General features: G+C 70.9%; 21 protein-coding genes. 13 read left to right on the plus strand and 8 right to left on the minus strand.

The features are described from left to right. Window positions 1-205: 205 nt before the first annotated feature. The 3 genes from SM757_RS18405 to SM757_RS18415 all read right to left on the minus strand — a co-directional run bounded on the left by SM757_RS18405 (window position 206) and on the right by SM757_RS18415 (window position 2,415). The gene (locus tag SM757_RS18405; protein WP_066341294.1) at window positions 206-628 is read right to left on the minus strand and encodes a DUF1810 domain-containing protein; all 423 of its coding nucleotides are present in this window, start codon (window positions 626-628) and stop codon (window positions 206-208) included. A 14-nt stretch (window positions 629-642) separates the two neighbouring features. Further along, on the minus strand, window positions 643-1,647 hold the full coding sequence (locus SM757_RS18410; protein ID WP_084267822.1) for a DMT family transporter: 1,005 nt from the start codon (window positions 1,645-1,647) through the stop codon (window positions 643-645). Between the two features lie 75 nt (window positions 1,648-1,722). Further along, window positions 1,723-2,415, minus strand: coding sequence for a helix-turn-helix domain-containing protein (locus tag SM757_RS18415; protein ID WP_322466610.1), 693 nt, complete (start codon window positions 2,413-2,415; stop codon window positions 1,723-1,725). A 175-nt stretch (window positions 2,416-2,590) separates the two neighbouring features. On the opposite strand from SM757_RS18415, the gene SM757_RS18420 reads away from it, so the two are divergent. The 3 genes from SM757_RS18420 to SM757_RS18430 all read left to right on the plus strand — a co-directional run bounded on the left by SM757_RS18420 (window position 2,591) and on the right by SM757_RS18430 (window position 6,357). After that, window positions 2,591-5,161 carry an ATP-dependent DNA helicase gene (locus tag SM757_RS18420; RefSeq protein ID WP_322466611.1) on the plus strand — a complete coding sequence of 857 codons (2,571 nt, stop codon included), beginning with the start codon at window positions 2,591-2,593 and terminating at the stop codon, window positions 5,159-5,161. A 262-nt stretch (window positions 5,162-5,423) separates the two neighbouring features. Beyond that, window positions 5,424-5,882: an Hsp20/alpha crystallin family protein gene (locus tag SM757_RS18425; protein WP_066341320.1), complete on the plus strand. Its 459-nt coding sequence runs from the start codon at window positions 5,424-5,426 to the stop codon at window positions 5,880-5,882. A 49-nt stretch (window positions 5,883-5,931) separates the two neighbouring features. Then, a complete protein-coding gene (locus SM757_RS18430; protein ID WP_084267821.1) occupies window positions 5,932-6,357 on the plus strand; it encodes an Hsp20/alpha crystallin family protein in 426 nt (141 codons plus the stop codon). Between the two features lie 156 nt (window positions 6,358-6,513). Here the strand turns inward: SM757_RS18430 and SM757_RS18435 are convergent, their stop codons facing one another. Next, window positions 6,514-7,041 (minus strand): hypothetical protein, encoded by a 528-nt coding sequence (locus tag SM757_RS18435; RefSeq protein WP_322466612.1) that lies wholly within the window; start codon window positions 7,039-7,041, stop codon window positions 6,514-6,516. Window positions 7,042-7,199: 158 nt separating this feature from the next. Between SM757_RS18435 and SM757_RS18440 the strand changes: the two genes are divergently transcribed. From SM757_RS18440 to SM757_RS18485, 10 genes are all read left to right on the plus strand, one after another. Continuing rightward, entirely contained in the window at window positions 7,200-8,330 is a 1,131-nt protein-coding gene (locus SM757_RS18440) for an App1 family protein (protein ID WP_322466613.1), read from the plus strand. Between the two features lie 153 nt (window positions 8,331-8,483). Then, window positions 8,484-9,470 (plus strand): ABC transporter ATP-binding protein, encoded by a 987-nt coding sequence (locus tag SM757_RS18445; protein ID WP_322466614.1) that lies wholly within the window; start codon window positions 8,484-8,486, stop codon window positions 9,468-9,470. A 66-nt stretch (window positions 9,471-9,536) separates the two neighbouring features. Next, window positions 9,537-10,820, plus strand: coding sequence for an ABC transporter substrate-binding protein (locus SM757_RS18450; protein WP_066341275.1), 1,284 nt, complete (start codon window positions 9,537-9,539; stop codon window positions 10,818-10,820). A gap of 122 nt (window positions 10,821-10,942) precedes the next feature. Continuing rightward, window positions 10,943-11,887: an ABC transporter permease gene (locus SM757_RS18455; RefSeq protein ID WP_407655776.1), complete on the plus strand. Its 945-nt coding sequence runs from the start codon at window positions 10,943-10,945 to the stop codon at window positions 11,885-11,887. A gap of 2 nt (window positions 11,888-11,889) precedes the next feature. Next, the gene (locus SM757_RS18460) at window positions 11,890-12,810 is read left to right on the plus strand and encodes an ABC transporter permease (protein WP_322466616.1); all 921 of its coding nucleotides are present in this window, start codon (window positions 11,890-11,892) and stop codon (window positions 12,808-12,810) included. Between the two features lie 10 nt (window positions 12,811-12,820). Next, window positions 12,821-13,567 carry a GntR family transcriptional regulator gene (locus SM757_RS18465; protein WP_322466617.1) on the plus strand — a complete coding sequence of 249 codons (747 nt, stop codon included), beginning with the start codon at window positions 12,821-12,823 and terminating at the stop codon, window positions 13,565-13,567. Window positions 13,568-13,655: 88 nt separating this feature from the next. Continuing rightward, window positions 13,656-14,429: an aspartate/glutamate racemase family protein gene (locus SM757_RS18470; protein WP_322466618.1), complete on the plus strand. Its 774-nt coding sequence runs from the start codon at window positions 13,656-13,658 to the stop codon at window positions 14,427-14,429. A gap of 407 nt (window positions 14,430-14,836) precedes the next feature. Beyond that, window positions 14,837-15,529, plus strand: coding sequence for a hypothetical protein (locus tag SM757_RS18475; RefSeq protein ID WP_322466619.1), 693 nt, complete (start codon window positions 14,837-14,839; stop codon window positions 15,527-15,529). Window positions 15,530-15,889: 360 nt separating this feature from the next. Beyond that, a complete protein-coding gene (locus SM757_RS18480) occupies window positions 15,890-16,585 on the plus strand; it encodes an ABC transporter permease (RefSeq protein ID WP_157119198.1) in 696 nt (231 codons plus the stop codon). A 141-nt stretch (window positions 16,586-16,726) separates the two neighbouring features. After that, window positions 16,727-17,257 (plus strand): hypothetical protein, encoded by a 531-nt coding sequence (locus tag SM757_RS18485; RefSeq protein WP_157119197.1) that lies wholly within the window; start codon window positions 16,727-16,729, stop codon window positions 17,255-17,257. A gap of 72 nt (window positions 17,258-17,329) precedes the next feature. On the opposite strand, the gene SM757_RS18490 is transcribed toward SM757_RS18485, so the two are convergent. The 4 genes from SM757_RS18490 to SM757_RS18505 form a co-directional block, all read right to left on the minus strand. Next, window positions 17,330-17,788, minus strand: a complete 459-nt coding sequence (locus SM757_RS18490) for a hypothetical protein (protein ID WP_157119196.1) — start codon at window positions 17,786-17,788, stop codon at window positions 17,330-17,332. A gap of 306 nt (window positions 17,789-18,094) precedes the next feature. Beyond that, a complete protein-coding gene (locus SM757_RS18495) occupies window positions 18,095-18,589 on the minus strand; it encodes a nuclear transport factor 2 family protein (RefSeq protein ID WP_322466620.1) in 495 nt (164 codons plus the stop codon). A gap of 92 nt (window positions 18,590-18,681) precedes the next feature. Further along, a complete protein-coding gene (locus tag SM757_RS18500; protein WP_066341266.1) occupies window positions 18,682-19,719 on the minus strand; it encodes an isocitrate/isopropylmalate dehydrogenase family protein in 1,038 nt (345 codons plus the stop codon). Window positions 19,720-19,750: 31 nt separating this feature from the next. Further along, window positions 19,751-20,584: a nucleotidyltransferase gene (locus tag SM757_RS18505; RefSeq protein ID WP_066341264.1), complete on the minus strand. Its 834-nt coding sequence runs from the start codon at window positions 20,582-20,584 to the stop codon at window positions 19,751-19,753. Window positions 20,585-20,651: the final 67 nt, after the last annotated feature.

The raw sequence follows: 20,651 nt of genomic DNA on the forward strand, positions 1-20,651 counted from the left end.
AGTTTCCATGCCCCAGGAGTCCGAATATGAATATTCGGCTGCGCCATGCCGGACCACTGCACGAAACCTCGGCGTCCGCCGCAGCCCTCGCAGCTTCGGCCCATTGTGTGCGGGGGTGGCGACAGTATTTCTTGACGGCGATCAAAGCGCATCCGCTGCGCCTGTTGTGGTTTTCCCGCCGGTGGATGCGCCCGGCCGCAGGGTTTCAGCGCAGCAGTTCGAGGGTGCGCGGGTCCGGCCCGTCGAAAAAGCGGCGCAGCGCCTGCCCGAACAGCAGCTCCTGCGGCGCGACGGCCCCGAACAGCGTCATGCAGGAGCGGAACTTCAAGTCGTCGGGCGAATGGAATATCTCGTGCGCGCTGCGCGGCGGCGGCACGCCCAGCGCCAGCGCGGTGCACTCGCGCAGCCGCGCACCCAGCACGGGGTGGCGCCAGTAGGCCAGCGCCTCGTCCCGGCCGCCCAGGCCAAAGTGCAGCGCCGTGGTGCTGCGGCCCAGGGCCTTGAGCTGCGGAAAGACGAACCACATCCAGTGCGTGCGTTTGTCGCCGGCGGCAAGCTCGGCGCGCACGGCGGCGAGCACGGCGTCCTGGGCGGCGACGAAGCGGTGCAGCTTGAAGGGGTCGTCCATGGGATGGGCAGGGGTTAGGGCGATGGATGGACGCGCGGGGCGCGCAAGCCGGCGTCCGCGGCGTCGCGCGAGCTTGCCGCATCCGCAGGCGCCGCGGCCGCCGCCGTGGCTTGCCCTTGCCGGGCGCGGCGGCTTGCGCCCAACAGCTCATTGCGCACCACCGCCAGCACGCCGGCCACCACCAGCAACAGGCCCAGCACCGCGTAGGCGCTTGGGCGCTCGCCCACCACGGCCACGGCCAGCAGGAAGGCCACCACCGGCTCGGCCAGCGCCAGCGTGACGGCCGGCGCGGTGGCGATGTGGCGCAACGCGTGGCTGTAGAGCAGGTAGGCCACCCCCGTGGCGGCCACGCCCACGTAGAGCACGGCCGCCACGTCGGCCGGGTGCGGCGCGGGCGCACCGGACTGCCACCACGCCGCCGGCAGCGCCAGCGCCGCGGCGGCGCCGAAGGCATACAGCGTCACGGCCGCGGGCGGCGCGGCGCGCAGCAGGCGCTGGCTGGCCAGCGTGTAGACCGCGTAGGACAGCCCGGCCAGCAGGCACAGCGCCACGCCCGCGGGGCTCACGGCCGCGGCGCTGCCGCCGGCCAGCGTCATGAGCACGCCGCCGCCCACGGCCAGCGCCGTGCCCAGCCACCAGCCCGGCGCGGGCACCTGGCGCGTGAGCAGCGACTGCAGCACGCCCGCCCACACCGGGCCGCTGCCCAGCGCGATGGCCGTACCCACCGCCACCCCGGCTTCGCGCACGCCGCCGAAGAAGCTCAGGTTGTAGGCGGCCATGCTCAGCCCGGCGCCCAACAGCGCCAGCCGCGGCAAGGGCGTGCCGGGCGCGGCCGGGCGCGGCCCGCGCCGCAGCGCGAAGCACAGGGCAAAGAAGAGCGCCGCTACCAGCAGCCGCAGCGCGCCGAACCACAGCGGCGACAGCCCGCCGCCGGCAAAGGATTGCGCCGTGCCCGTGGTGCCCCACAGCGCCGCGGCCGAAAGCACCAGCACGACGCCGGTCTTGGGATGCGTGTTCATGCCGTCAAGGATGGGGCGGCGGTGCAGGGGAAATGTCGAGAGGCTCTTGAAGTGAAGTGCGCGACCGCCGCCGGCTCACTTTGGGCGGCGCAACCCTCTCGCGCCCACGCCGCGCTCGCGCCGCAGCGCGTAGGCCAGCGCGCTGGCCGTGGCGTAGCCCACCTGCAGCGCGGCGGCGTCCAGTGACAGGCCCGCACGCAGCAGCCGCTCGGCCGCGTCCAGGCGCCTGGCGCGCACCCAGGCCGCGGGCGGCTGGCCCGCGAGCTCGACGAAGCGGGCATGGAAGCGCTGCGGGCTCAGGCAGGCCAGCGCGGCCAGGCGCGGCGTGCTCCAGTCCTGCGCCGGGGCCGCGGCCACGGCGGCCGCCAGGGCAGCGAGGTCCAGGCGGCGGCGCGGCAGCAGCGTGGCCGTGCCCTGCAGCGTGGCCAGGGCGGCTTGGGCATCCAGCGCCTGCGCGGGCAACACCTTCCACGCCGGCGGCGGCGCGAAGCGGCGCACGCGCTCCAGCGCAGGGCCGGGCGGCGCGTCCAGAACCAGCACGCGCGCGGGCGTCTCGGCCAGGAAGGCGTGCGCCACGCCGGCCGGGACGATCAAGGCACTGGCCGCATCGACGAAGGCGGCATGCCCGTCCAGCTCCAGTTGCAGGCAGCCCTCCAGGCCCACCAGCACCTGCGCGTGCGCATGGGCATGCGCCGGGTACTCGCCCGCGTAGCGGCGCAGCGAGGCTTGGGCATGGTCCAGGGGAGGCAGTGACGTCGCGCAGGCCATGGCGGCAGGGTGGAAAGCAGGCTGGATTGTTCCGCAACAGCGACCCCATGCCCGCCGCACGCGGCCCTGCGCACGGCCGGGTGGCTCGCGCAAAGCCTTGTAGGAGGCGGCTGTTGGTCGTCCGGACCGAAGCGCCCCGTGGGGCCAAGCCATGCCGGCGACAATGGCGGGCTGTATGTCCGCACAGCCGTCCGACAAGCCGCCCTACACCGTCGCCGTGCGTGCGCTGTGCGAATTCAGCCTGCGCCGCGGCGACCTGGACCAGCGCCTGGCCGGCGGCCCAACGGCCCAGGAAGGCCAGGAGGGCCACGCCCTGGTGGCCTCGCGCCGCGCTCCCGGCTACCGGCGCGAGCTGCCGTTGCAGGCCGACGTGGGCCAGCTGCGCGTGCGCGGCCGCGCCGACGGCTACGACCCTGCCGCCCACCGGCTGGAGGAAGTCAAGACCTACCGCGGCCGGCTGGAGCGCCAGCCGCCGGGCGTGCGCGCGCTGCATTGGGCGCAGCTCATGGCCTACGGCGCGCTGCTGTGCCGCGAGCAGGGCTGCGTCGAGGTGGAGCTGGCGCTGGTCTACCTGGAGCTGGGCAGCGCCCACGAGACGGTGTTCACCCGCCGCGCCACCGCCGCGGAGCTGGAGCGCGAGCTGCTGTCAGCCTGCGCCGCCTTCGAGCAGTGGGCGCGGCTGGAGGCGGCGCACCGCACGGCGCGCGACGCGGCGCTGCAGGCGCTCGCCTTTCCGCACGCGGGCTTTCGCGCGGGCCAGCGCACGCTGGCCGAGGCCGTGTACCGCGCGGCGCGCGACGGCCGCTGCCTGCTGGCGCAGGCGCCCACGGGCATAGGCAAGACGGTGGGCACGCTGTTTCCGCTGCTCAAGGCCATGCCGGGGCAGCAACTGGACCGCATCTGCTTCCTCACCGCCAAGACCTCGGGCCGCGCCCTGGCGCTGCAGGCGCTGGCCACGCTGCGCCAGGCGCATGCGGCCCGGCAGCCGGCACAGCCCACGCCGCCAGGCCCGCCACCCTGCGAGGGCGAAACCACGTCCCGCCTGCCGGCCGGCACGCCCGACACCGCCCCGCAGCCCGGCGCAGGCGACCACCGTCCGGCCGCCGCCCTCCCCTTGCGCGTGCTGGAGCTGGTCGCCCGCGAAAAGAGCTGCGAGCACCCGGACAAGAGCTGCCACGGCGGCTCCTGCCCGCTGGCGGCGGGCTTCTACGACCGGCTGCCCGCGGCGCGGCTGGATGCCGTGGCGCTGCCCGCCTGGGAGCGCGAGCCGCTGCGCGCCCTGGCCGCGCGCCACGGCCTGTGCCCCTACTACCTGGGCCTGGAGCTGGCGCCCTGGGCCGACGTGTACGTGGGCGACTACAACCACTGGTTCGACAGTGCCGCGCTGCTGCACGGCCTGAGCAGCGCCCAGGGCTGGAAGACGGCACTGCTGGTGGACGAGGCGCACAACCTGGTGGAGCGTGCGCGGCGTATGTACTCCGCCGAGCTGGACCCGGCCACCTGGCGCCTGCTCGCCCGCGGCGCCACCGGCGAGGTCAAACGCGCGCTGCAGCGGCTGCAGCGCCGCTGGCGCGAGGCGGTGAAGCTCCTGGACCAGGGCGAGGACGAGCGTGAGAGCGAGGGCGAGGGCGAGGGCGAGAGCGGCACGGCCCCGGCCGAAACCGCGACCGCCGCCCAGGCCAGCCTGCTGCCTGGCGAAGGCCTGCGTTCGCCACCTGCGCCCGCCACCACATCCGCACCCTTTGCCGGCACCGCGCGCGCGGCGGTGCCCTCCTACCGCGTGCTGGACGGGCTGCCCGTGAAATTCGTGGAGGCGCTGCAACTGGCGGCCAATGCCGTGCTGCAGGCGCAGGCCGAGGCCAGCGGCGCGCCGGACGCCGGGCAACTGGACTTCGCCTTCGAGGCGCTGCACTTCGCGCGGCTGGCGGCGGACTTCGGCCCCCACGCGCTGCTGGACCTGCAGACCGACGGCGCCCGCCGCCGCCTGAGCCTGCGCAACGTGGTGCCGGCGCCGCACCTGGCGCCGCGCCTGGCCGCGGCGCAGTCGCTGACCCTCTTTTCCGCCACGCTGCAGCCGCCGCACCACCACCGCGCGCTGCTTGGGCTGCCGCCGGACGCGGTGGAGCTGGACGTGCCCGCCCCCTTCGCCGCCGAGCAGTTGCGCGTGCGCGTGGCGCAGCGGCTGTCCACGCGCTGGCAGCACCGGCAGGCCTCGCTTGGGCGCATCGTGGCGCTCATGGGCGCGCAGTACGACGAGCGCCCGGGCCACTACCTGGCCTTCTTCAGCAGCTACGGCTATTTGCAGCAGGCGGCCGACGCCTTCGCGGCGGCGCGGCCGGACATCCCGGCCTGGCGGCAGTCGCGCGGCATGAGCGAGCCGGAGCAGGCGGCGTTCGTGGAGCGCTTCGTCGAGGGCGGGCGCGGCATAGGCTTCGCGGTGTTGGGCGGCGCCTTCAGCGAGGGCATAGACCTGCCGGGCGAGCGGCTCATAGGCGCCTTCGTCGCCACGCTTGGGCTGCCGCAGGTCAACCCGGTCAACGAGCAGTTCCGCCGGCTGCTGGACGAGCGCCTGGGGGCCGGCTTCGACCACGCCTACCTCTATCCGGGGCTGCAGAAGGTGGTGCAGGCCGCCGGGCGCGTGATCCGCGGGCCGCAAGACCGCGGCGTGCTGCACCTGCTGGACGAGCGCTTCAACCGGCCGGACGTGCGCGCGCTGCTGCCGGCGTGGTGGGCCGTGGGCGATTGAGCGGGCCCGGATGCGCCTTGCGGCGCAGGCGCAGGCCGTCGCGGGCGCAACCGGCAGCGCGCCGCCGCGCGCGGCGGCGCATGGACCACCTCCTCATGCGCCGAGCCCGGCCTGTTTAGGGCTCCCGAAAAAAATCCGCTTCGCCGTTGAAAAAAAGCTCTTGAAGCCTGCGCGGGGCGCCCTATCTGTCGGTCATCCCGGCGCCGCGGGCAGTGAAGAAGAAGACGCCGCAGCGGGGCCGATGACGCAGGAGGACATAGCCATGTTTGGATCCCTTTTGACTTTTCCCGGTGGCCTCTTTGGCGACTTCGATCGCCTGCGCCGCGAGCTTGACGACGTGTTCGGCCCCGTGGGCCAGGCGTCCAGCATCCGCTCCGTGGCGCCCGGCGCCTTCCCGGCCGTCAACGTCGGCCGCACGCCCAACAGCGTGGAGATCTATGCCTTCGCACCCGGCCTGGACCCGGCCAAGATCGAGGTCAACCTCGACCGCGGCGTGCTGACCATCTCCGGCGAGCGCGCCCCGTCCGTGGCCGAGGGCCAGGAAGCCGGCAAGCAGCGCGTGTACAGCCGCGAGCGCAGCAGCGGCCGCTTCATGCGGGCCATCAGCCTGCCCGACGACGTGGATGCGGGACAGGTGCAGGCCCGCTACCGGGACGGCGTGCTCAACGTGAGCGTCGCCCGCCGCGCCGAGGCGCAGCCGCAGCGCATCCAAGTCCAGTGACCCGCGAATTTTCCAGACACCACAGGCCTTTTTTCACGGAGACATCGCCATGACCGACACCCGCGACCTCCAAGCCAACAACGGACGCAACGTGCAACAGCCAGCCCAGCAACCCGCCGCCGCGCAGCGCGCGCCCAAGGATGACCGCGCCATGGTGCCGCGCGTGGACGTGTTCGAGGACGAATCCGGCATCACGCTGCTGGCCGACCTGCCGGGCGTGCCGCGCGAGCAACTGGAGCTCAAGGTCGAAGGCGACACGCTGCTCATAGAGGGCGCCGTCGCAGCCTTCGCCCCCGAGGGGCTGGAAGCGCTGTACGCCGAGGTGCGGCTGCCGCGCTACCGCCGCGCCTTCACGCTCAGCCGCGAGCTCGACGCCGGCGCCATCCAGGCCCAGTTGCGCGACGGCGTGCTCAACCTGCGCATCCCCAAGCAGGCGCATGCCCAGCCGCGGCGCATCGAGGTGCAGCTCGGCTGACGCCGGCACCGCGCACGGGTTACAAGCAGCCGCCCGGCGCTGACGGCGCCGCTTTCTCATCACCCTTCCCGGGGCGACGCCGCCGCCCCGGGGCTTGAGCACCCGCCCTCGCGTTCCGGTACGCGGCGGCGGGTTTTTTTATGGCAGTGGCCGTGCTCAGAACGAGCGCAGCGGCGTCGCGCCGGCCCGTTGCAAGGCTGCCATGGCGGCGCGGGCGCGCATCTCGTTCATGGGGTGGATGACCACCGCGTGGCCGCCACGGGCCAGCGCGGCGCGGACCTTGCGGATGACGACGGCATGGTCAGGGCGCAGCGTCAGCAGCCCGGCTACCATGCCGCCGAAGAAGCCGCCCATCAGCGCCAGGAACAGCGCGGCGAAGAAGGGCGACTCCACGGCCGCGGGCCAGCCGGCGGCCACCAGCAACAGCGCCACGACCACGCCCAACGCGGCGCCGGCCGGCATGAACACGGCGTGGCTGCGCAGCAGCGTGCGCCAGATGCCGTGCTGCTCGGGCTCCAGCTTGCGCGCGACGCTTTGGTCGCCGGGGTGGATCACGGTGGAGTGCAGCCCGGGCTCGTGGCGCAGCGCGGCCGCGACCTGCTCGGCCTGCGACGGGCTGTCGAAGACGGCGGCCACCAGCGTCAAGGAATGTTCGCCAAAGGGGGTCAGGGGTGACGAGCTCATGCGGGATCTCCGGTGCGTGGCATTCGATGAGCTCATTTGGCATCGCGCAGATGGCCCGGCGCCATCGCCGAATGGCGCAAGCTCGGGTCGGACCGGTCCTACAAGCGCCGGCCTGCCCCGGCGAGATCGCAAGGCATGCGCCTTGCCCGCGCGCGGCCATGAAGATTCGCTCCACGATAGGCCGCTGGGTGGATAGGGCCGACCGGCTCAACGACTGGCGGCGTCACCACGTGCAGCAGCGCCGGCCGCCCGGCCCGCTGGAAATCGTGCCCTACCTCGGTTACGGCACGGCGCAGCGGCTCATGCTGTCCGGCCGCGTGCTGCGGCTGGTGGCGCACCGCGCGCCGCAGGCGGCGGACCCGGCCTGGCGCAACCTCGTGGCCGTGTACCGCCGCATGGCCTCCGGCGAGGTGCCGGGCGCGCGCGTGCGCGCCGTGCTGGGCGAGCAGGCGCTGGAGGCCGAGGCCGACGGCGAAGGCCACTTCGAGATGACGTTCGAGCCCGCGCAGCCGCTGGACAAGCCGCTGTGGCAGGAAGTGGGGCTGGAGCTGCTGTGGCCGGTGGCCGCGGGCGCGTTGCCCGTGACGGCCACGGCGCGCGTGCTGGTGCCGCCGCCCACGGCGCGGCTGGCGGTGGTGAGCGACCTGGACGACACGGTGGTGTGGTCCAACGTGCGCCACCGGCTGCGCATGCTGTCGCTGCTGCTGCGCTCCAACGCCTACACCCGCAAGCCGTTCGCGGGCGTGTCGGCGCTGTACCGCGCGCTGCACCGCGGGGCGTCCGGCGCGCAAGGCAACCCCGTCTTCTACGTCTCCAGCAGCCCGTGGAACCTGTACACGCCGCTGCGCGACTTCCTGCGGCTGCAGGGCCTGCCGGAGGGGCCGCTGCTGCTCAAGGACTTTGGCGACCACCTGCTGTTCGGCCCGCTGGACCACGTGTCGCACAAGCTGCGCCACATCGAGCAGCTCCTGGCGGCCTATCCGGCACTGCCCTTCGTCCTGATCGGCGACAGCGGCGAGCAGGACCCGGAGATCTACGCCCGCGTGGTGCAGGTGCACCCCGGGCGCGTGTGCGCCGTCTACATCCGCAGCGTGGACCCCGACCCCGCGCGCCACGCCGCCGTGGCGCGGCTGGCCGAAGAGGCCGCGGCGGCCGGCGTGCCGCTGCGCCTGGTGGCCGACAGCGTGGCCGTGGCCGAGCACGCGGCCCAGGCCGGCTGGGTCAGCCCCTCGGCGGTGGACGACGTGCGCGCGGACCGGCGCGAGGAGGCGACGGCGCGGGTGGCGTGAGGGACACCGGGCGAACGCACCAGCCGCGCGCGCCGCCCGTAGCGGCCACGCCCCCGAACGGTGCCAATTGCACACGTTGGATGCGTAAGATCGTATGCAATCGGCCATCTGAACCGAATACAGGCTGGCACAGGCATTGCGTCGGTGTGTTGCATGAGCACCGACTCCGCCGATCTCGAACTGGTCGCCTTGTGCAAGCGCTACGGCGCGGGCACGCCGGCCGTTGACGCCATCAACCTTCAAGTCCGCGCGGGCAGCTACTGCTGCCTCCTGGGCCCGTCGGGCTGCGGCAAGACCACCACGCTGCGCATGATCGCCGGCCACGAAGTGGCCACCGAAGGCGACATACTGCTGGGCGCGCGCAACATCACCGACCTGGACGCCACCCAGCGCGGCACGGCCATGATGTTCCAGAGCTACGCGCTGTTCCCCCACCTCACCGCGCTGGACAACGTGGCCTTCGGCCTGAAGATGCGCGGCGTGGACGCCGCCACGCGGCGCAAGCGCGCGGCCGAGCTGCTGGAGCTCGTCGCCATGGGCGCCTACGCGGCGCGCAAGCCCAGCGAGCTCTCCGGCGGGCAGCAGCAGCGCGTGGCGCTGGCGCGGGCGTTGATCACCAACCCCAAGGTGCTGCTGCTGGACGAGCCGCTCTCCGCCCTGGACCCCTTCCTGCGCGTGAAGATGCGTGCCGAACTGAAACGCTGGCAAAAGGAGCTGGGCTTCAGCTTCGTGCACGTCACGCACTCGCAGGAAGAGGCCATGGCGCTGGCCGACCAGGTGGTGGTGATGAACGCCGGCCGCATCGAGCAGCAGGGCACGCCGCACGAGATCTTCAACGCCCCGCGCACCGAGTTCGTGGCCCGCTTCATGGGCGGGCACAACGTGCTGCCCGCAGGCGGCGCCAAGGTGGCCGTGCGCAGCGACCGCACGCTGCTCTCCCGCGCAGGCGGCGCGGGCCTGGCCGCCACGGTGCACAACGTCGAGTACCAGGGCACCTACGTGCTCGTGACGCTGGCCAGCGCCGCCGGCGAGATCGCCGCCATGCTGGCCGAGGCCGCCTTCGACGCCGCGCCCTGGTCGCCCGGCGAGGCCGCCACCGTTTCCTGGCAGGGCGCGCACGCGCACGCGCTGCAGTCCTGAGCGGCGCCCCCGCGCCCACCCGCCTTCCCCCGCACCACAGCCCCCCAGAAACCGCAAGGAGCCCCCATGTCCGACCGCAAGACCTCTCCCCTCGTCGTGCCCGAAACCACGTTGGGCCGCCGCAGCCTGCTGCAGGGCATGGCCGGCATCCTGGCCACCGGCATGGCGCCGGCGGTGTTCGCGCAGGAAAAGATCGTGCTGCGCTACCTCGGCACGGCGGTGAACCAGGACAAGAAGATCGCGGAAAAATTCAAGGCCGACACGGGCATCGACATCCAGTACGTGGCCGTGACCACGGACGACGTGACCAAGCGCGCCGTCACCGCACCCAACTCCTTCGACCTGATAGACACCGAGTACTTCTCGCTCAAGAAGATCATCCCCACGGGCAACCTCAAGGGGATAGATGCCAAGCGCATCAAGAACGCCGACAAGATCACGCCGCTGTTCACCAAGGGCGAAGTCGCCGGCAAGAAGGTGGGCGACCAGGGCACCGCGCCCAAGAAGGTGATGTACCTGCCTGGCGAAAAGGCCAAGACCTTCGCCGACGCGCCCACGCAGTTCATGACGCTGATTCCCACCGTCTACAACGCCGACACGCTGGGCATCCGGCCTGACCTGATCAAGCGGCCGATCAACTCCTGGGCCGAGCTGCTCAACCCGGAGTTCAAGGGCAAGGCCGCCATCCTCAACATCCCGTCCATCGGCATCATGGACGCGGCCATGGTGGTGGAGGCTCTTGGGCTGCACAAGTACCCCGACAAGGGCAACATGACCAAGGCCGAGATCGACCTGACCATCAAGACGCTGATCGAGGCCAAGCGCGCCGGCCAGTTCCGCTCGCTGTGGAAGGACTTCAACGAGAGCGTGAACCTCATGGCCTCCGGCGAGGTCGTGATCCAGTCCATGTGGAGCCCGGCCGTCACCGCCGTGCGCACCAAGGGCATCGCCTGCACCTTCCAGCCCCTGAAGGAAGGCTACCGCGCCTGGGCCGCCGGTTTCGGCCTGCCCGCCACGCTGTCGGGCAGGAAGCTCGACGCCGCCTACGAGTTCATCAACTGGTTCCTGGACGGCTGGGCCGGCGCCTACCTCAACCGCCAGGGCTACTACAGCGCCGTGCTGGAAACGGCCAAGGCCAAGATGGAGCCTTTCGAGTGGGCCTACTGGATGGAAGGCAAGCCCGCCGCGCAGGACATCAAGGCCCCCAGCGGCGAGGTGCTGGCCAAGGCCGGCAGCGTGCGCGACGGCGGCAGCTACGAGGCGCGCATGGGCGGCATCGCCTGCTGGAACGCCGTGATGGACGAGAACACCTACATGGTCCAGAAGTGGAACGAGTTCGTGGCCGCCTGAATTGAGTGAAGCAGGAGGCACCCATGTCCGAACAACCCACCGTCATGCCCGCGAAAGCGGGCATCCACGAACCACGCGGTGCGTCCCGGCGATCGTGGATTCCCGCTTTCGCGGGAAAGACGATGCGGGGCGCCTCCGCCGCAAGCCAGCCAGGGGCCACGGCCACCGCGCGCCGCCCCCGCAAGGCGGCCGCGCTGCGCGCCGGCGCGCCGGCCTGGCTGCAGGCCACGCCCTTCTCGCTGGTGTTCCTGCTGTTCTTCATCATCCCGCTGTCGCTGGTGGTGATGGTCAGCTTCTGGAACTTCAACGAGTACGAGCTGCTGCCCGGCTTCACCTTCGCCAACTACCTGAAGATCTTCGAGGGTTGCCCGCGCACCGACGGGCAGATGTGCGTCACGTTCGCGACCTACCTGTCCACCTTGAAGTTCTGTTTGCTGACCTGGGCCATCACGCTGGTGCTGGGTTTTGCCGTCGCCTACTTCCTGGCCTTCCACGTGCGCAGCACGGGCGCGCAGACGCTGCTGTTCCTGCTGTGCACCATCCCGTTCTGGACCTCCAACGTGATCCGCATGATCTCCTGGGTGCCGCTGCTTGGGCGCCACGGGCTGATCAACGACACGCTGGTGTCCGCGGGCCTGGTCTCGCAGCCGCTGGAGTGGCTGCTGTTCTCCGACTTCTCCGTGGTGCTGGCCTTCGTGCACCTCTACACCATGTTCATGCTGGTGCCCATCTTCAACTCCATGATGCGCATTGACCGCTCGCTGCTGGAGGCCTCGCGCGACTGCGGCGCCTCGGCCTGGCAGACGCTGTGGAGCGTGATCGTCCCGCTGTGCAAGAGCGGCATCGTCATCGGCTCCATCTTCGTGGTCACCATCGTCATGGGCGACTTCGTGACCGTGGGCGTGATGGGCGGGCAGCAGATCGCCTCGGTGGGCAAGGTCATTCAAGTGCAGACCTCCTACCTGCAATTCCCGCTGGCCGCGGCCAACGCGGTGATCCTGCTGGCCACGGTGCTGCTCATCGTGTGGAGCCTGACGCGGGTGGTGGACATCCGCCGGGAGCTGTGAACATGGCACTTCGATCCGCCCGCCCCGCCCGCCGCGACGACAAGCGCCCGGCCGGCTTCTGGCCCCTGGCCCTGCTGTTCGCCCTGTTCGTGCTCTTCCTCTACGGGCCGACCTTCACCATCTTCATCCTGAGCTTCCAGGGCCCGCAGGGCGGGCTGACCTTCCCCATGCGCGGCTGGTCGCTGCACTGGTTCACGCAACTGGCCGAGGGTTTGGGCACCGTGGACGTGTGGGCCGCGCTGCGCCGCTCGCTGGCGCTGGGCGCGGTGGTGATGGGGCTCACCGTGGTGCTGTCCGTGCTCGCGGGCCTGGCCTTCCGCAAGAAGCTGCGCGGCGGCTCGGCCCTCTTCTTCGTGACGGTGGCCAGCCTGATCATGCCGTCCATCGTGGTGTCGCTGGGCATCGGCCTGCAGTTCCGGCTGCTGGACGACGGCATGCGCGCCCTGCTCGCCAGCCTGGGCCTGGACACGGTGCTGGAGGGCTACACCACGCTGATGGGCCTCTACACCTCGGCCCTGGGCGCGCACCTGACGTGGACGCTGCCCTTTGGCCTCTTGATCATGTTCGCCGTGTTCAACCGCTTCAACCCGGCCTACGAGGAAGCGGCGCGCGACTTGGGCGCCACGCCCTGGCAAAGTTTTAAATTTGTGCTGCTGCCGCTGATTGGGCCTTCCGTGGTGGGCGTGGGGCTGTTCGGCTTCACCTTGAGCTGGGACGAGATCGCCCGCACCTCGCAGGCCATTGGCGACGTCAACACCCTGCCGCTGGAGCTGCAGGGCCTGACCACCACCGTCACCACGCCCGCCATCTACGCCCTGGGCACGCTGACCACGCTGCTGTCGCTGGCCGTCATCGGCCTGGCGCTGGGGGCGCTGTGGCTGCTGCGCCGCCAGCGCGCCGCCGCGGGACGCCGCCATGGCTGAAGACGACCTGATGCAAGACACCGAAGCCTCCCCGCCCGCGCAGGACGCCGCGCCCGCGGCCCCCGCGGGTGCCGCCCTCACCGACGCGCAGATCCACGGCCGCATCGTGGACGCCATCCTCGACCACCAGTTGCTGCCCGGCACGCGGCTGGCCGAGGACAAGCTGGGCCAGGCCTTCGGCGTGTCGCGCACGCGCATACGGCAGGTGCTGATCCGGCTGGCGCACGAGCAGATCGTCACCCTCGCCCCACACCGCGGCGCGACGGTGGCCACGCCTGACCCCGAGGAGGCGCGCGAGGTGTTCGAGGTGCGGCGCATGGTGGAGCCGCTGCTGGTGCAGCGCTTCATGGAGCACGCCTCGGCCGGCCACCTGGGCGCGCTGGCGAGCTGCCTGGCGCAGGAGGAAGCCGCCCGCGCCGCGGGCGAGCGCCGCCGCGCCATACGCCTGTCCGGCGAATTTCATTTGCGCATCGCCGACGGCGCCGCCCACCGCACGCTGGGCCGCGTGCTGCGCGAGCTGGTCTCGCGCACCTCGCTGGTGCTCATGACCTACGGCAACGGCGAGGTGCCCACGGGCTGCGGCTGCGCCGACCACCGCACGCTGCTGGCCGCCATACGGCTGCGCGACGGCAAGGCCGCCGCGGCGCTGATGACGCAGCACCTGCTGGAGATCGAGCAGCAGTTGCGCATCGAGCCGCCCGGCACCCAGGCGCCGGACTTCTCGCAGATCTTTGGCGCCAAGCCCTGCCGCGGCTGAGCCGCACCGCTGAACCCGCCGCCGCGAACGCCGCTTGCCGCGCTGCCCGCAGCAAGCCGACGAAACACCAGCCCCCAGCCCTAGCCGCATGACCCCCGACACCTCTGCCCGGCGCCGCCTGCTGGTGCTCAACCCCAACACCTCGGCCTCCGTCACCGCGCTGGTGCTGGGCCACGTGCGCGGCGAGCTGGGACGGCACGCGGTGGTAGACGGCGTGACGGCCCGCTTGGGCGCGGCCTACATCGCCACCGAGGCCGCCTGCGCCATCGCCGGCCACGCGGCGCTGGACGCTTGGGCCGCCTATCGGGCTCAAAGCTCACGGCCGGATGCGCTGCTGCTGGGCTGCTTCGGCGACCCGGGCCTGTTCGCGCTGCGCGAGCTGTGCGACTGCCCGGTGACGGGGCTGGCCGAGGCCGCCTTCCTGCAAGCCGTGCGGCAATCCGCGGCAGGCCGCTTTGCCATCGTGACCGGCGGCGCCGCGTGGGCCCCCATGCTGCGCCGCCTGGCGCAAGCGCTGGGCGTGGCCGACGCGCTGGCCGGCGTGCACACCGTGGCGCCCAGCGGCGCGCAGCTCGCGGCCGACCCGGCCACCGCGCTGCCGCTGCTGGCGCACGCTTGCCGGGAGGCGGCGCACGCCACAGGTGCGGACTGCATCATCCTGGGCGGTGCCGGGCTGGCCGGCATGGCCGCGCGCATACAGGCCGACGTGGGCGTGCCGCTCATAGACAGCGTGAGCGCCGGCGCGGCCCACGCGCTGCAACTGGCCCACACCGCCACGCCGCCCGGCACACCCGCGTCCGGCGATGGCCCGCAATGGCTGGGCTTGTCGGCCGAGCTGGACGCCGCCTTGGCCAGGCACTGAACGCCCCGCTGCAGCGCAGCAAAACGGACATCCATGCTCCGTTTTCGGCCATCGCCCCACTCCAGGGCTCAAGTCAATCTCCGTAGTGCCGAAACAAATGTTTACAGTCCTGTAAACATTGGAGGAAAACAGGCCATCCGGCCCACAGCGAAGCCGAATTGCCTTGCCGGCAGCGTTCTTATTGGGGCGTGGGTACTGGCGTCATTGGCATGAAAACGATATTGACACGCGCCGGTAATTATTTTTCCGTCACGCATTAAACGCTTTTTCGTCCAGTTCAGAGCGGCAGCACGATATCTGCGATATCGATTTCCAAAGTCACCAACTGAGGAATTTTCTGCCCGAGCGCCTGCCAACATACGAAGTTACAACCAGTTTTCCTGACGCAATTGACCTGGAAATGAGAAATGGGCATCAATGTTTTAGGCAGCTTTGGCAGTTCATACAGCCCTGTATCTTCAAAGGCCGAGATTTACGGCAAGGCTGTGGGGAACGAGCACAAGCCCGTCGACAAAGAAGGCGGCACCGTTGGTGCCGCGACGACGTCCAGCAGCACGATCGTCACCCTGTCACCCAATGCCAAGCTCGCTGCGGCCCAGGCCATGGTCCTGTCCTTCGAGGACGTCGGCCAAGCCGCGCGCGCGAAAATGGATGCGCTCAAGCAGCAGGCATCAGAAAAAACCCATACGCCCGCGGACCAGATCAACGTTCAGCAAGCAGGGCTGCTGGATTATTCGAAATTCAGTGACCAGGAACTGGCCGCCATGGCCAAGAACTCCTCCAGTAATTTCTCGAAAGCTGAACAGGTCGCCGCACAAGCCATGCTGGCCGACAGGGTGAAAGTTTCCGTTGAAGCTTTCGCGGGCCCCGCGGTGGCGGGAGACTGGCGTGGACATGGCATGGCCATCGATGCGCTTTACAAAACCATGTCACCCGAGATGCGCTCCGCATTGGGCTGGACGCCTGCCATGCTCGAGGCCAACAACCGAATGGTAAAAGACGACGAAGAAAAATACGGCAAGCTCGACATGAATGACTTGCTGACCAGCCTTCGGTCTGCACAGCATAAAGGTGGCGTGACGTTTCAACAGGTCAACTGAAACCCTGAAGAGCGAACGTCAACGGTTTCAAGGCAGATTGAGCTTCAATTTACACAAGTCGATGGTCGCAAATTCTTTCGAGATTCCACGCCTCCAGAAAATTCACGCTGATCAAGACGTCGAGCGCAGTTTCGGAGGTTTTTTTGCCGTTTTACTTTCTGATCACGGGCCGGCTCCGAGGCCTGCGGACCATGCGGCTCATGATGATGGACCTATTTCTGCTGCTCGCCGTGGCGCGGGCCGGGGTAGGCGGCGGTGCGGTGCTGGCGTCTGAATTGCTACCACCGTGGTGCTTACACTGAACGAGGTGGTCGCGCTGGCCGTCCGGCAATACCAGGGCTTTCAAGCCTCATTTGCAACGTGCCGCGGAGAAATATCAACACCCCGCAAACCACAAAAATACTGATTGTCAGCGATGCCGAAGGTTTGGTTCACGATATTCACGGTATTGCCCAAACCACGCCGCTGCAAACCGGGCAAGCCAAAGCGGGCTTGGACACCCGGCTGCTGGATGCGCCTTTCGTCGGCGCCGACGCAGGCCTGGCCTCGGTGGCCAAACTGCCATTAGCGGCCGGCCGCTTTATCAGCCCAAAGGACGCCTATGTGGTGAGGGTCGCGGACGGGGAAGACCCGCTGGCCGTGGCCGCCCGCCTATCGAACCACCTGTCGGCACAGGGCAAATCGGCGCAAGTGCAGGCCGCGGCGCAATTGGTGGAGGGCATGCGCCGGCAAAACCGGCTGTTTACCGGCCTGTTGGGCGGGGTAGGGGCTATTTCGCTGCTGGTGGGCGGCCTTGGCGTCATGAACGTGATGCTGGCCAGCGTCGCCGAGCGGCGCAAGGAAATCGGCTTGCGCATGGCGCTGGGCGCCAGGCGGGCCGAAATTTTGGACATGATCATTTGCGAGGCGGCACGGCTGTCGCCCATGGAGGCGCTGCGCAGAGCGCGGCATGCGCGATCGGCATGCCGCGCCGGCCTCGGGGGTGCGGCACGCGACGTGCATGCCGGGTTGCCGGTGGATGCCGGCCGCGCCTGCTGCGCAGGTGCCAAGGGCTGAAGCCAAGGGTTTACGAGCTTCCTACCCCTGATTGTGGGGGCGACATTGCAGGTGACGGTCGCCATGGCGGACCGAAGTCCTCCGGCCTGATCCGCCGTGGCCTGCCATGGGCGCCTCCTGTTTGGCTGCCGGAGGGTACCCATGGCGTACACGTGTTCTTTCCCCTCACCGCTCTTGCCTGCCCTGGCCATCTCGGCCTGCGTGCTGTGCGCACCGGCGTCCGCGCTGGCGCAGCAACAGGGCAAGCCTTCCCGCACGGAGAGCACGCAGGTGCGCGTGGTGCATTGCAGCGACATCGCCTGCAGCCCGCTGGAGGACGGCGGCGCCGGCCCGCACTGGCTGGAGCTGCACGCGCGCTACCCGGAGCTGGCCGGCACCACGCTGCGCGTGGTGGTGGTGGGCGACGAGGACAAGCGGGTCGCGCTCATCGACGTGAGCGCCGACGTGGCCTCCACCGGCGAGTTCCGCGCCAGCCTGCCCGTGGGCGACCTGCCGCTGGGCGCCTACGACATCGGCGTGCTCAACGGCAACCGCTTCCTGGCCTACGGCCGCATACAGCTCAAGCCCGCGCCGCAGGTGGCTCCCATGCGCAGCACCGTGCCGCGTCCGCTGCAGGTGCATGCGCCCGCGGCCGGCCGCCTGGGTGCGCAGCCGGCCACCGGCCACGGCTGATCCGGCTCGCGCAACAACGAACGCCGGCACGCGGGCCGGCTTGCGATGGAGAGCCCCCGGGGCGCGCGGCGCCTACAGCAGCCGCAAGTCCACGATGAGGGCGAAGGCCGGGGCGATGCGCAGCGGGCGGCCGTTGTCGTCCAGGTCCACGTGGCCGGACAGGCCCACGGCGTGGCCCGACACTTCCAGCCGGATGGCCAGCATCTGCAGCAGCGGGGCGTCCACGCCGCGTGGGCGCCAGGTGCCGTGTTCCAAGGCCACGAAGACCAGCTCCGTCCCGGGCGTGACCTGCGCCAGCGCGTCGCGCTGGAACTGCTTGAAGCCCGTGAGGCGGTTGCCGTAGGGCTCCTCGTCGGCCACGGGCAGCACGCGGGCGTCCAGCGCGCGCTCGCGCTGCAGCGCCAGCCAGCGCCCGCGGTAGTGCCGCAGCCGCACGCCGGGGGCGCACAGCCGCGCGGCATACAGCGCGTACACGGCGCGCAGCCCGGCGGGCACGGGTGGAAGGGCGTCGGCGGGGGAACGGTCGCTCATGGCATCCAGGCGCCGGGCCGTGCGAGGGCGCCGGGCGCGGCTATCTGACGGCCAGACCAGGCAAACCGCGCGCCGGCAGCCTCGTTCCAGCCCCTTGCTTGAAGCGCTGGAAGACCCCTACCCGACCCACCGCGGTGGGCACCGCCGCCGTGCCGAGGCAGCCGTTTCGAGCCGCATGCGGCGGCGGGCCGCCCCGGGCTGAGCGCCGCAGCGGCCATGGCGGCGGCGCGGAAGACGGTGCTGCTGTCCATGGGCCGGATTCTGGCAGCGCGGCCGCTGCGCGGTTCCGGGCGGGCCAGGGCAGCTTCAGGGCGCGTACAGCAGGAAGCGCGCATCGCGCCGGGCGATGCGCCAGCCCTCGGCGGTGAAGATGAAGACGTCGTCGAACTCGCCCATCACCTGGCGCCGCGCCGGACGGCCGGAAGGCCCCTGGGCGTCGGCGGCCTCGCCGCTCCACAGCAGCACGCAGCTCAGGCCGCGGGCGCGCGTCGCCGACTCCAGCGTGACGACGGTGCTGGTGACGAGGTGGCGCGTGATGCGATCGGCCGGCCGCGTGCGGTAGGAGGCGAGGATGGCCTCGCGGCCCGTGAGCGGCTCGCCGCCGGGGCGGGTGAGCACGGCGTCCGCGGCGAAGCAGGCGGCGAAGTCCTCGTGGCGGTGGCTGTCCGTGCATTGCACGGCGCGGGCCACGAGGTCGCGGCAGGCCTGCTCGGCGAGCAGGCGCTCCAGCGGGGACAGGGACGGGAGGGCCGGAAGAGAGCCGGCGTTGCCGGCGGCGGCCGTTGCAGGGACTTCGGACATGAAGGCGGCGCCCGTGGAGGGCGCGGGCAGTGCGTTGGGCCGCCATTGGACCGCGCCGCGCATGCCCGGCGCGGCGCGGGGTTGAAGCGGGCTCAGCCCTGCTTGATGCGCGCCACCAGCGCCTGCGTGTACTCGCGGGTGCCGGCCTTGCCGCCCAAGTCGCCGGTGCGCACCTGGTCCACGTTGAGCGTGTCGTCGATGGCCTTGCGCAGGCGGTTGGCCGACTCGTGGTGCTTCACGTGGTCCAGCATCTGCGCCGCGGCCAGCAGCAGCGCCGTGGGGTTGGCCAGGCCCTTGCCGGCGATGTCCGGCGCCGAACCGTGCACGGCCTCGAAGATGGCTGCGTCCGCACCGATGTTGGCGCCCGGCGCCATGCCCAGGCCGCCCACCAGACCGGCGGTGAGGTCCGACAGGATGTCGCCGAAGAGGTTGGTCGTGACCAGCGTGTCGAACTGCCAGGGGTTGAGCACCAGCTTCATGGCGCAGGCGTCCACGATGATGGTGTCCATGGCGATGCGGTCCTTGTAGCGCTCGGCATGCATCTGCTGCGCCGTCTCCAGGAAGATGCCCGTGAGCGCCTTCATGATGTTGGCCTTGTGCACCACGGTGACCTTCTTGCGGCCCAGGGCGATGGCGGTCTCGAAGGCGTATTCGAGGATGTGGCGGCAGCCCTGGCGGGTGTTGATGCCGGTGGCCATGGCGACGGCGTGCGGGTCGTCGTCGATCTGCACGTAGTGCTCGTGGCCGATGTAGAGGCCTTCGAGGTTCTCGCGGATGAGCAGCAGGTCGATGTTGTCGAAGCGGCCGCCGGGGATGATGGTGCGCGCCGGGCGCACGTTGGCGAAGAGGCGGAACTCCTCGCGCAGCCGCACGTTGGAGGAGCGCCAGCCGCCGCCCGAGGGCGTTTCCAGCGGGCCCTTGAGCGCCAGCCGCGTGCGGCGGATGCTGTCCAGCGTGGCCGCGGGCAGCGGGTCGCCCGCGGCCTTCATGGCGGCGGCGCCGGCTTCCTGGCGGTCCCACTCGAAGGGCGAGCCCAGCGCCTCCATCACGGCCACGGCCGATTCGACGATCTCGGGGCCGATGCCGTCGCCGGCAATCAGGGTGGCGGGTATGCGGGCGCTGCTGCTCATGGGGATCTCCTTCCTCTATGGATCTATCTGTCTATTTTTCGTGAGGCTCGCCGATGGCGGCCGTCCAGGCCGCGATCTCCTCGGCGCTCATCGTACCCGCCGGTTTCAGCCGGGCGTCTCCGGCACCGTGGCGCAGGTCGGCCAGGTACTGCTCGCGCGACAGCAGCGTGCCCTGTATGCGGCCGCTGGCCGGGGGCGGGGCGAGCATTTCGTCGTGCAGCTTGCGCAGCAGCTCGTGCATGACCCAGGCTGGGATGCGGTCGCGCTCGTCGGGGTAGACGTAGCCGAAGAGCACCAGGTGGCTCAGCAGCACGCGCCAGTGGGGGCCGGCGCGGTCCATGAGGTGGTGCCAGTCCAGCGCGGCGCCGCAGCCGCGCAGCACGTGGGCCACGTCGGCGCCGTCGTAGCGCTCGCGCTCCATGATGAAGGCCTTGGACCACAGCATGTCCTCGGCCGACATGGTGCGCACCGGGTGGCCCAGGATGGTGGCGCGGCCCGCGCGCTCGAACCAGCCGTCGTCCACCGGGTTGAGCCCGTTGGCCGAGGCGAAGATGAAGTCGATGAAGAACGCGCCCTTGTAGACCTTGCCCAGCCAGTGCGGGAAGGTGAGCTCGCTGCGCAGCCCGGCGTCGCCGAGCACGGCGTCCAGGCGGTCGAAGTCGGCGCGGCGCACGAACAGGTCCAGGTCCTTGGTGGGCCGCTCCACGCCGGTGAGCCCGGCCAGGGCGAAGGCGCCGCCCACCACGTAGGGCACGCCCGCGGCGTCCAGCGCCTGCAGCACCTGCAGGTAGAAGGGCTCGGCCGTCGGATCGAGCGCGGTGGCGCAGGCCGCGGGCGGCAGCGGCGTCTTGGCGGTGGATGTCATGGGCCACCCGGGCAAGGCCCGTGCCTTGCTGCAGTGCGGCACACGGGGGGCGGAACGCGTCCTGCCC

Origin of the sequence: Azohydromonas lata (genome assembly GCF_034427735.1) — a bacterium.
In the GTDB taxonomy this organism is placed as follows: domain Bacteria; phylum Pseudomonadota; class Gammaproteobacteria; order Burkholderiales; family Burkholderiaceae_C; genus Azohydromonas; species Azohydromonas lata.

Excerpts from the sequence above, each read along its gene's own strand:
- SM757_RS18405 (WP_066341294.1), bottom strand. The coding sequence starts at position 628 with ATGGACGACCCCTTCAAGCTGCACCGCTTCGTCGCCGCCCAGGACGCC.
- SM757_RS18410 (WP_084267822.1), bottom strand. The coding sequence starts at position 1,647 with ATGAACACGCATCCCAAGACCGGCGTCGTGCTGGTGCTTTCGGCCGCG.
- SM757_RS18415 (WP_322466610.1), bottom strand. The coding sequence starts at position 2,415 with ATGGCCTGCGCGACGTCACTGCCTCCCCTGGACCATGCCCAAGCCTCG.
- SM757_RS18420 (WP_322466611.1), top strand. The coding sequence starts at position 2,591 with ATGTCCGCACAGCCGTCCGACAAGCCGCCCTACACCGTCGCCGTGCGT.
- SM757_RS18425 (WP_066341320.1), top strand. The coding sequence starts at position 5,424 with ATGTTTGGATCCCTTTTGACTTTTCCCGGTGGCCTCTTTGGCGACTTC.
- SM757_RS18430 (WP_084267821.1), top strand. The coding sequence starts at position 5,932 with ATGACCGACACCCGCGACCTCCAAGCCAACAACGGACGCAACGTGCAA.
- SM757_RS18435 (WP_322466612.1), bottom strand. The coding sequence starts at position 7,041 with ATGAGCTCGTCACCCCTGACCCCCTTTGGCGAACATTCCTTGACGCTG.
- SM757_RS18440 (WP_322466613.1), top strand. The coding sequence starts at position 7,200 with ATGAAGATTCGCTCCACGATAGGCCGCTGGGTGGATAGGGCCGACCGG.
- SM757_RS18445 (WP_322466614.1), top strand. The coding sequence starts at position 8,484 with ATGAGCACCGACTCCGCCGATCTCGAACTGGTCGCCTTGTGCAAGCGC.
- SM757_RS18450 (WP_066341275.1), top strand. The coding sequence starts at position 9,537 with ATGTCCGACCGCAAGACCTCTCCCCTCGTCGTGCCCGAAACCACGTTG.
- SM757_RS18455 (WP_407655776.1), top strand. The coding sequence starts at position 10,943 with ATGCGGGGCGCCTCCGCCGCAAGCCAGCCAGGGGCCACGGCCACCGCG.
- SM757_RS18460 (WP_322466616.1), top strand. The coding sequence starts at position 11,890 with ATGGCACTTCGATCCGCCCGCCCCGCCCGCCGCGACGACAAGCGCCCG.
- SM757_RS18465 (WP_322466617.1), top strand. The coding sequence starts at position 12,821 with ATGCAAGACACCGAAGCCTCCCCGCCCGCGCAGGACGCCGCGCCCGCG.
- SM757_RS18470 (WP_322466618.1), top strand. The coding sequence starts at position 13,656 with ATGACCCCCGACACCTCTGCCCGGCGCCGCCTGCTGGTGCTCAACCCC.
- SM757_RS18475 (WP_322466619.1), top strand. The coding sequence starts at position 14,837 with ATGGGCATCAATGTTTTAGGCAGCTTTGGCAGTTCATACAGCCCTGTA.
- SM757_RS18485 (WP_157119197.1), top strand. The coding sequence starts at position 16,727 with ATGGCGTACACGTGTTCTTTCCCCTCACCGCTCTTGCCTGCCCTGGCC.
- SM757_RS18490 (WP_157119196.1), bottom strand. The coding sequence starts at position 17,788 with ATGAGCGACCGTTCCCCCGCCGACGCCCTTCCACCCGTGCCCGCCGGG.
- SM757_RS18495 (WP_322466620.1), bottom strand. The coding sequence starts at position 18,589 with ATGTCCGAAGTCCCTGCAACGGCCGCCGCCGGCAACGCCGGCTCTCTT.
- SM757_RS18500 (WP_066341266.1), bottom strand. The coding sequence starts at position 19,719 with ATGAGCAGCAGCGCCCGCATACCCGCCACCCTGATTGCCGGCGACGGC.
- SM757_RS18505 (WP_066341264.1), bottom strand. The coding sequence starts at position 20,584 with ATGACATCCACCGCCAAGACGCCGCTGCCGCCCGCGGCCTGCGCCACC.